We start from the raw sequence: 8451 nt of genomic DNA, 5'->3' as shown, positions 1-8451 counted from the left end.
CGCCGCCCCGCGGCCCCTGCCCTCCCACGCCGTGGCCGCGGCCCCCTTGGAGCCGGCCGGCACGGTGCACCCCCTGCGGCCCGAACGGGTGGCGGCGCGCGCCACGCTGCTGGCCGCGCTTCTGCTGCCGGCCATCGCCGGCGCGCAACCGCTCGACACCCCGCGCCGGCAGCCCGACGGCAGCGTCTTCGTGCCCAAGCCGACGCAGCACCTGCTTGGCCTGCGCGCGGTGACGGCCACGCGCAGCGAGGCGCCGGTCGTGCTGCGACTGATCGGACAGGTCATCCCCGATCCGAACGCCTCCGGCCGCGTCCAGGCCGCCGAGGCGGGCCGTATCGAGCCGCCGGACGAGGGCTTCCCCGTCCTCGGGCAACGCGTCGAGCGCGGGCAGATCCTCGGCCATGTCGTGCCCGTCATCGCCGCCCAGGACCGGGCGGGCGTGCGCGCCAGCATCGCCGACCTCGACGCGCAGATCGTCATCACCGAGGCACGGTTGCGGCGCCTGACCGCGCTCACCGGCACGGTGGCGGCGCGCGAGATCAGCGATGCGCGGGCCGAGCTCGATGGCCTGCGCCAGCGCCGCGCCGCCAACCTGCCCGCCGTCACGGGCCGCGAGCCGATCCTCGCCCCGGCGTCCGGCGTGCTCAGCGTGGTGCGCGTGACCGCCGGCCAGGTGGTCGAGGCCCGGGAGCCGCTGTTCGACATCGTGGACCCCGCGAGGCTCTGGGTGGAGGCGATCGCCTTCGATCCGACGGCGGTGGCGGAGGTGACCGGCGCGACGGCCGTCACCTCCGCCGGCCAGCCGCTGCGCCTCGCCTTCGTCGGGCGGGGCCTTGCCCTGCGCCAGCAGGCGTTGCCGCTGCAGTTCCGCATCGAGGAGGCGCCGGCCGGCCTCGCCATCGGCCAGCCGGTGACGGTGATGGTGCAGACGCCGCGTCGCCTCGCAGGCATCGCCCTGCCGGCCGAGGCCGTGGTGCGCAGCGCCGAAGGCCCGCCCATCGTCTTCGAGATGCCCGGCGCCGAGCGCTTCGTCCCGCGCCCGGTGCGCGTGCAGCCGCTCGATGCCCGGCGCGTTCTGGTGACGGCGGGGCTCGAGCCGGGCATGCGCGTGGTCACGGAAGCCGCCGGCCTCGTCGCCCAGGTGCGCTGATCCCGTGTTCAACCTGATCGTCACGGCGAGCCTGCGGAACAGGCTCTTCGTTCTCGCCGCCGCGGTCGCGCTCATGGTCTATGGCGCGATCACGCTGCAGCGCCTGCCGGTGGATGTCTTCCCGGACCTCAACCGTCCCGTCGTCACCCTGATGACCGAGGCCGAGGGGCTGGCGCCGGAGGAGGTCGAGCTTCTCGTCACCTTCCCGATCGAGACGGCGATGAACGGCATGCCGGGTGTCGCGCGCGTGCGCTCCGTCTCCGGCATCGGCCTGTCCATCGTCTATGTCGAGTTCGATTGGGGTACGGACATCTGGATCAACCGCCAGCAGGTCTCGGAGCGCCTCTCGCTCGTGCGCGGGCAGTTGCCGCCGGGCGTGTTGCCGCAGATGGCGCCCGTCTCCTCCATCATGGGGGAGATCATGCTGGTCGCGATGTACACGGACGGGCGCGCCAGCCCGATGGAACTGCGCGAGCTCGCCGACTGGGTGGTGCGGCCGCGGCTGCTGACGATCCCCGGCGTCTCCCAGGTCATCCCCATCGGCGGCGAGGTCCGCCAGTTCCGCGTGACGCCCGACCCGACGCGCATGACGGCGCTGGAAGTGACGCAGGACCAGCTCCTCGCGGCGCTGCGCCAGTTCGGCGGCAATACCGGCGGCGGCTACGTGGACCAGGCGGGGCGCGAGTACATGATCCGCAACCTCGGCCGCACCGCACGGCTCGAAGACCTGGCGAATGCGCCCGTCGCCTGGCGGACGGGCCAGCCCATCCTGCTGCGCCAGGTGGCCGAGGTGGACTACGCCGCGCGCCTGAAGCGCGGGGAGGCCGGCAGCATGGGCCGGCCGGCGGTGATCCTCTCGATCCAGAAGCAGCCTTCCGCCGACACGGTCCGCCTGACGCGGGAGGTCGAGGCGGCGCTGGCCGAGTTGCAGCGCGCCATGCCGGCCGGCGTGACCGCCGACAGGGTGCAGTTCCGCCAGGCCGACTTCATCTCCGCATCCATCCGCAATGTGGAGAAGGTGCTGCTGGAGGCGGTGGCCGTCGTGGCGGTGGTGCTGTTCCTGTTCCTGCTCAACGGCCGCACGACGCTTATTTCGCTGACCGCGATCCCGCTTTCGGTCCTCGTCACCGTGGTGGTGTTCCAGCTGCTGGGCCTGTCCATCAACACCATGACGCTCGGCGGCCTTGCCATCGCGATCGGCGAACTGGTGGACGATGCGGTGGTGGACGTGGAGAACGTCTATCGCCGCCTGCGCGAGAACCGGCAGCGGCCCGATCCGCAGCCGGTGCTGCTGGTGATCGCGCGCGCGAGCCAGGAGGTGCGCTCGGGCATCGTCTACGCGACCATGATCGTGGTGCTGGTCTTCGTGCCGCTCTTCGCGCTGTCGGGCATCGAGGGGCGGCTCTTCGCGCCGCTGGGCGTCGCCTACATCGTCTCGATCCTGGCTTCGCTGCTCGTCGCCATCACCGTGACACCGGTGCTCTGCTACTGGCTGCTGCCGCGGATGAAGCGGATGGAGCATGGCGACAGCTGGCTGGTGCGCCGGCTGAAGGCGTGGAACGAGCGGGCGCTGCTCTGGGCCTTCGCGCGGGTACGGCTCGTCTACCTGCTCGCTGGCGGCGCGGTGCTGGGCGCGCTGGCGACCGCGCCCTTCCTGCCGCGCGCCTTCCTGCCGCCCTTCAACGAGGGCACGCTGACCATCAGCCTGCAATTCCAGCCCGGCATCAGCCTGTCGGAGGCCGACCGGCTCGGCCGCGCGGCGGAAATGCTGATCATGCAGGTGCCGGAGGTCCGCGCCGTCGGCCGCCGCACCGGCCGCGCCGAACTCGACGAGCATGCCGAGGGCGTCCATTCCTCCGAGATCGACGTCTCCCTGAACCCCTCGGAGCGCGGCAAGCAGGAGATCGCGGTGGACATCCGCGCGCGCCTCGGCCTGCTGCCCGGCAGCGCCAATATCGGCCAGCCGATCGGCCACCGGCTGGACCACATGCTCTCGGGCGTCAGGGCCGAGGTCGCGCTTAAGATCTATGGCGACGATCTCGACACGCTGCGCGCGCTCGCGGAGCAGATGCGGGAACGTCTTTCGGCCATTCCGGGCCTGACCGACCTCCAGGTGGAGCGCCAGGTGCGCGTGCCGCAGCTGCAGGTGGTGGTGAACCACGACCGGGCGGCGCTCTACGGCGTCTCGGCTGCCCATGTCGCCGAGGTGCTCCGCGGCCTCTCCGGCGGCCAGGTGGTCAGCGAGGTGGTGGACCGCGGGCGCCGCTTCGACGTGGTGCTGCGCCTCGGCGATGCCGACCGCACCGGGGCGGGCCTCGCCGCGCTCGCCATCGAGACGCCGGCCGGGCGCGTGCCGCTGTCATTGCTGGCCGAGTTGCGCGACACCGACGGTCCGAACCAGATCCAGCGCGAGAACGGGCGGCGGCGCATCGTGGTGATGTCCAATACGAACGGGTCGGACATGGCGGCGATCGTCGCGCGCATCCGCGCGGAGATGGCCGCGACGGACCTGCCGCCGGGCTACTTCCTGGCCCTGGAAGGCACCTTCCAGGCGCAGGAGGAGGCCTCGCAACTCATCGCGGCACTGTCCCTCGTCTCGCTGTCGCTGATCTTCCTGGTGCTCTATGCGCGCTACCGCTCGGCGGTGCTCGCCGTCATCATCATGGGCAATGTGCCGCTCGCGCTGGTGGGTGCGATCGCCGCGCTGTGGGTCGCGGGGCAGCCGCTCTCGGTGGCGTCGATGATCGGCTTCATCACGCTGGCCGGCATCGCGACGCGCAACGGCATCCTCAAGGTCAGCCACTACCTGAACCTGGCGATGCTGGAAGACGAGCCCTGGGGCCTCGGCCTCGTGATCCGCGGCAGCCTCGAGCGGCTGACGCCAGTGTTGATGACGGCGCTCTCGGCCGGCTTCGCGCTGATCCCGTTGATGATCGGCGCTGACCAACCGGGCAAGGAGATCCTGCATCCCGTCGCCATCACCATCTTCGGCGGGCTGATCACGGCGACGCTGCTCGACGCCTTCCTGACGCCGCTGCTGTTCCACCGCTTCGGCCGGCCGGCGCTCGAGCGCCTGCGCGCGCAGCAGGTCGAGGGCCGCCTCGCCGAGGCCTATTGACCATGACGGAGACCGCCATGCCGACCCGCCGCCTGATCCTCGCCGCCGCTATCCTCACCCCAGGGGCCGTCCGCGCGCATGCGCCCCGGCCGGGTCCGAACGGCGGCCAGAAGGTGGACATCGGCAGCAACCACGCGGAACTCGTGGCCGAGGGCAACACGTTGCGGCTGTTCCTGTTCGATGGCGACGACCGGCCGATCCCGGCCGCCGGTGCCACGGCGCAGGCGGTGGTGCTCGCCGGCGGGCGGCAGGCGACGGTGCCGTTGCAGCCTGTGCGCGACAACCTGATGCAGGGCACGGGGGACTTCAGCGCCGCGCGCGGCATGCGGGCCGTGGTCACGCTGACCCTGCCCGGCCAGCGCCCTGTCCAGGCCCGCTTCACCCCGCTCGACCTGGGCTGAGCGCGGCGCCACCATGGCCATCGGCACGGTGGAGCGGGACACAGGCATGGAGGCGGGGCGCAGCGGCGCGCTCGAAGCGGAGGCGCACATCCTCGTCGTCGAGGATGACGGGGAGATGCGCACGCTCATCGCCAAGTTCCTGCGCCAGAACGGCTTCCGCGTCACCGGGGCGCGGGATGGACGGGAGATGTGGGAAACGCTCGCCGGCAGCCCGGTGGACCTGGTGCTTCTCGACGTAATGCTCCCCGGCCAGTCGGGCCTCGACCTCTGTCGCGCGCTGCGCGCGAAGTCCGGCGTGCCGATCATCATGGTCACGGCGCGCGGGGAGGAGACGGACCGCGTCCTCGGCCTGGAACTGGGGGCGGACGACTACATCCCGAAGCCTTTCGGGCGGGCGGAGCTGCTGGCCCGGGTCCGCGCTCTGCTGCGGCGGTCGCGCGGCGAGGCCGGACAGCCGGTGGCCGGCGCGACCGGCGACGGGCTCGTCTTCGGCGGCTGGTCGCTCGATACGCGGCGGCGGGAACTCGCCGCGCCGGACGGGACCGTGATCGACCTTTCGGGTGGCGAATACGACCTGCTCCTCGCCTTCTGCGAGCATCCGCAGCGCGTTCTGAGCCGCGAGCAGCTGCTCGACCTCGCGCGCAACCGCATGGCCTTCAGCGGCACGGAGCGCGCGGTGGACGTCATGGTCAGCCGGCTGCGGCGCAAGCTGGAACCAACCGAGGACAGCCCCACCATCATCAAGACGATCCGCGGCGCGGGCTACATGCTGGTGCCGGCGGTGAAGCGCGGCGCGTGAGGATCCCCGCCCGCCTTGTGCCGGACACGCTCGGCGGCCGGGTCATGCTCGTGCTGTTCGTCGGCCTGATCGTCTTCCATCTCGGTAGCCTCTGGCTGCACCAGATCAGCACCGAGGCGACGCTCGGCAGCACGCGGGAAGAGGAGTTGGCCGAGCGTCTCGCCGCCGCAAAGCGCAGTGTCGCGGCGGTACCCCCGTCGGAACGCGACAGGTTGGCGCATGCCCTCTCTTCGGCGAGCCTCGATCTGCATTGGACACTGGCACCGACCGTGGGCGGCGGCGGGGAGAGCAGCCCGCGGATCGAGGCGGTACGGGCACGCCTCCACGAACTGGTGCCCGATCTCGGCACCGAGGGGCTTCGGCTCGGCTACGCCGCCGGGGACAACGGCGGCACGCCGCATGCGCTGCTCGGCGCCCTGCCGCTCCCCGACGGAAGTTGGTTGAACTTCTCCGCTGCGCTCTTCCGTCCGGCTGCGCCGGAGCATGCGACACTCGCTTCCACGACCGCGATGGCCGTGGGCGTCCTGCTGCTGGGGCTCGTTGTCGTACGATGGATCGGGCAGCCGCTACGCGCCTTGTCCAACGCCGCAGACAGAATCGGCCAACCCGGCGGCGCCGCGCGTATGCCGGAGGAGGGCCCCTACGAGGTTCGCCACGCGGCGCAGGCCTTCAACCAGATGCAGTCGAGGATCGAACGCCTGATTGCGGACCGCACGCAGGCCCTGGCCGCGGTCAGCCACGATCTGCGCACGCCGATCGCGCGGCTTCGCCTGCGGGCCGGCTTCGTCGAGGACGAGGAGACCGCCCGCGCGATCGACGCTGACCTCGACGAGATGGAGGCGATGATCGACGCGACGCTCGCCTACCTCCGCGGCGAGGTGGAGGCGGAGGAGCAGCGGCCGGCGGACCTCGTGACCATGCTGGGCACGCTCTGCGACGCCGCGACGGATGCGGGGGGAGAGGTGACGCTGCGGGCGCCGCCGCAGGCGCGCCTCCTGTGTCGGCCGCTTACGCTCAAACGGGCCTTCGCGAACCTACTCGACAACGCTGTGAAGTACGGCGGCGGCGCGCGCGTGGACGTCGAGGATGACGGCGCCCTCCTGATCGTGCGTATCGAGGATGACGGCCCCGGTATTCCCGAGGACAAGTTCGAGGCCGTGTTCGAGCCGTTCCGCCGGCTCGAGGCTTCGCGCAACCGCGGGACCGGCGGCTCAGGCCTCGGGCTGACCATCGCGCGACGAGCTGTCGAGCAGCATGGCGGCACTCTGACGCTCGCCAATCGCGGCGGTGGCGGCCTCGTCGCGACGGTGCGCCTGCCGCGCCCCCAGGCTTGAGGAGAGAGGATCAGGATGCACACCCGACGGACATGGCTGCTCGCCGCGACAGGGATCCTGGCCGCGCCACGCCTGCTGCACGCCGCGCAGGGACCGCGACTGGAGGTCTGGCGGGACCCCAACTGCGGCTGCTGCAGCGCCTGGGTCGAGCATATGCGCCGCGAGGGCTTCGTCGTGCAGGACAATGTCGTGCATTCGGTCGCACCGATCCGGCGGATGCTCGGTACGCCCCCCGACCTGCGGTCCTGCCATGCCGCGCGCGTCGAGGGCTTCGTGCTCGAGGGACATGTGCCGGCCCTGGCGGTGCGTCGCCTGCTGGCGACGCGCCCGGCCGGCATCCGCGGCATCGCCGTGCCGGCCATGCCGATAGGCTCGCCGGGGATGGAGGTGCCGGGCCAGGCGCCTGACACCTACGACGTGCTCGCCTTCGGCGACGGGGCGCACCAGCCCTTCATGCGGTTCCGCGGGGCCGAGCCGGCCTGACCGCATCGCGACCCGCGCTGCCGCCTGCCGCGGCGGCGTGGGAGGAGATGCCAGCATGGCGCAACGCCTCCGTGCCGCGTCCACGCTGCGCATGCTTCGCCGCAGGCCGCTCGGAGATCCCCTCCAGGATCGGGCAGTCCGGGCGGTGGTCGCCGTGGCAGGCCGCGGCCAGGTGCCGCAGCGTGTCGCCCATCGCCTGCAGCGCCTTCACCTTCTCGTCGATCGCCGCGACATGCGCCAGCGCGAGCCGCTTCACCTCCGCGCTGGCGCGCGCCCGGTCGCGCCAGAGGCCAAGCAGTTCCTCGATCTCCGCCAGCGGGAAGCCGAGGTCGCGGGCGTTGCGGATGAAGCGCAGCGCGTGCACGTCTTCGGGACGGTAGACGCGGTAGCCGCTCTCGGTCCGCGTCGCCGCCGGCAGCAGGCCGATCGCCTCGTAGTGGCGGATCATCTTCACCGAGACGCCGGACGCCTTCGCCGCATCGCCGATGTTCATCACCCTTCCTCCCGCGCAGTGGCCGCGGCGGGTTGGAACCGCTGCAGCCGGAGTGCATTCGCCAGCACGAAGACGCTGCTGAGCCCCATCGCCCCCGCCGCCAGCATGGGCGAGAGCAGCGTGCCGCCGAAGGGCCAGAGTATGCCCGCGGCGACCGGGATCAGCGCAACGTTGTAGGCGAAGGCCCAGAACAGGTTCTGCCGGATGTTCGCCATGGTGGCCCGGCTGATCCCGAAGGCCGTCGCCACCGCGCCGAGATCGCCCGATATCAGCACCACGTCGGCACTCTCGATGGCGATGTCCGTGCCGGTGCCGACCGCGAGGCCGACGTCGGCGGCGGCGAGCGCCGGCGCATCGTTGATGCCGTCGCCGACGAAGGCGACCTTCCGCCCGCCCTCACGCAGACCCTGCACGGCGGCGACCTTGCCGTCCGGCAGCACCTCTGCGACCACCTCCCCGATGCCGAGGCTGCGGGCGATCGCCTCCGCCGTGCGCCGGTTGTCGCCGGTCACCATGGCGATGCGCAGCCCCTGCGCCCGCAGCGCGGCGAGCGCCGCCGGCGTGCCCGGCTTGACCGGGTCGGCGACCGCCAGCGCCGCGACGAGCCGCCCATCCACCGCGGCGTAGAGCGGCGTGCGCCCCTGGTCCGCAAGCGCGGCCGCCGTGGCGGCGA

General features: G+C 72.2%; 8 protein-coding genes. 6 read left to right on the top strand and 2 right to left on the bottom strand.

Features of this window, described 5'->3' with window-relative positions; all coding sequences use genetic code 11:
• From HW578_RS19045 to HW578_RS19020, 6 genes are all read left to right on the top strand, one after another.
• Window positions 1-1150: efflux RND transporter periplasmic adaptor subunit (locus HW578_RS19045; protein WP_232479119.1), on the top strand; the 1150-nt coding region annotated here is incomplete at its 5' end.
• Between the two features lie 4 nt (window positions 1151-1154).
• Window positions 1155-4268 (top strand): efflux RND transporter permease subunit, encoded by a 3114-nt coding sequence (locus HW578_RS19040; protein ID WP_198372291.1) that lies wholly within the window; start codon window positions 1155-1157, stop codon window positions 4266-4268.
• A gap of 17 nt (window positions 4269-4285) precedes the next feature.
• Complete coding sequence (locus HW578_RS19035) at window positions 4286-4669, top strand: hypothetical protein (protein ID WP_198372290.1); 384 nt, start codon at window positions 4286-4288, stop codon at window positions 4667-4669.
• Between the two features lie 46 nt (window positions 4670-4715).
• Window positions 4716-5468 (top strand): response regulator transcription factor, encoded by a 753-nt coding sequence (locus HW578_RS19030; protein WP_198372293.1) that lies wholly within the window; start codon window positions 4716-4718, stop codon window positions 5466-5468.
• A 44-nt stretch (window positions 5469-5512) separates the two neighbouring features.
• Window positions 5513-6802, top strand: a complete 1290-nt coding sequence (locus HW578_RS19025; protein ID WP_198372289.1) for an ATP-binding protein — start codon at window positions 5513-5515, stop codon at window positions 6800-6802.
• A 15-nt stretch (window positions 6803-6817) separates the two neighbouring features.
• Window positions 6818-7285 carry a DUF411 domain-containing protein gene (locus tag HW578_RS19020; protein WP_198372288.1) on the top strand — a complete coding sequence of 156 codons (468 nt, stop codon included), beginning with the start codon at window positions 6818-6820 and terminating at the stop codon, window positions 7283-7285.
• On the opposite strand, the gene cueR is transcribed toward HW578_RS19020, so the two are convergent.
• Together cueR and HW578_RS19010 are read right to left on the bottom strand one after the other, a co-directional pair.
• On the bottom strand, window positions 7254-7778 hold the full coding sequence (gene cueR / locus HW578_RS19015; protein WP_198372287.1) for a Cu(I)-responsive transcriptional regulator: 525 nt from the start codon (window positions 7776-7778) through the stop codon (window positions 7254-7256). The genes HW578_RS19020 and cueR overlap by 32 nt on opposite strands.
• On the bottom strand, window positions 7778-8451 hold a 674-nt coding region (locus HW578_RS19010), incomplete at its 5' end, for an HAD-IC family P-type ATPase (RefSeq protein WP_198372286.1). The genes cueR and HW578_RS19010, both read right to left, overlap by 1 nt.

It is taken from the genome of Roseomonas rosulenta (assembly GCF_016106005.1).
Taxonomy (GTDB): Bacteria; Pseudomonadota; Alphaproteobacteria; order Acetobacterales; family Acetobacteraceae; genus Neoroseomonas; species Neoroseomonas rosulenta.
This window is presented reverse-complemented; position numbering and strand designations above follow the sequence as displayed.